The following is a 736-nucleotide window of genomic DNA, read 5'->3' as shown; positions in this document are numbered from 1 at the left end:
AGTTGGTCTAACGTTTTGCCTAAGCATCTGCAAATAGACTGGCAGAGGGAGAGACTAGGATTATATTTCCCTGCTTCTATCAAGCCTATAGTCTGCCTAGTAACACCTACAGCTTCTGCCAAATCCCCTTGTGTTAAATCACACTCCACCCGAGCTAATTTTAATTTTAAGTTTTTAGCCACTAGCATCCTCCTTCACATTTTTAAAAAGTTGCGCTTCTTTTAAAAACATTATACCATATATCTAACTTAATGCAATATATAAATGTCATTTTGTAAGATTTTATTAACAAAAAACTCTCTATCATCTTACATGATAAAGAGTATTCGTTCTTATTTGATACTCAGCTAAGCTCCTCTTCAAAAGATAGAAGTCTAGATCACAAATCCTTTTGGTAATAGTATCTTTGCCCTGTGTAGGGATAGTCTTGCAAGGTAAAGACTTCCTTGTAGCCATGGCTTAGATAAAAATCTGGCGCTTGAAACTGGTAAGTATTCACGAAAGAAAAACGACAGTTTCGATTCTTGGCTTCATTTTCAGCTCGCTGCAATAGTTTTGAACCAATTCCTTGTCCCCTCAATTCCTCTCTCACAAACAAATATTCGATTTCCAACCAATTTCCGAAAGTCTCTGCTACTAAGCCTGCCATGAGATTGCCCTTTTCGTCTTCGACATAAAGGTTCAGTGGCTCGCTTTCAGCCTCTTCTCTTTTAGAACGATTATAAGCACGAATCAA

At 37.5% G+C, this 736-nt stretch carries 2 protein-coding genes; both read right to left on the bottom strand.

Annotated features, from left to right (window positions below):
* A partial coding sequence (locus tag GMD1S_RS08530) for a helix-turn-helix transcriptional regulator (RefSeq protein ID WP_008281489.1) occupies window positions 1-182 on the bottom strand: 182 nt, incomplete at its 3' end.
* Window positions 183-379: 197 nt separating this feature from the next.
* Window positions 380-736, bottom strand: a 357-nt coding sequence (locus GMD1S_RS08525; RefSeq protein WP_000663421.1) for a GNAT family N-acetyltransferase, incomplete at its 5' end; no start/stop codon positions are given.

The sequence above is a fragment of the Streptococcus sp. GMD1S genome, from assembly GCF_000296875.1.
Classification (GTDB): Bacteria; Bacillota; Bacilli; order Lactobacillales; family Streptococcaceae; genus Streptococcus.
The sequence above is the reverse complement of the archived record's forward strand: the minus strand, read 5'-3'. Positions and strand labels throughout refer to the sequence as shown.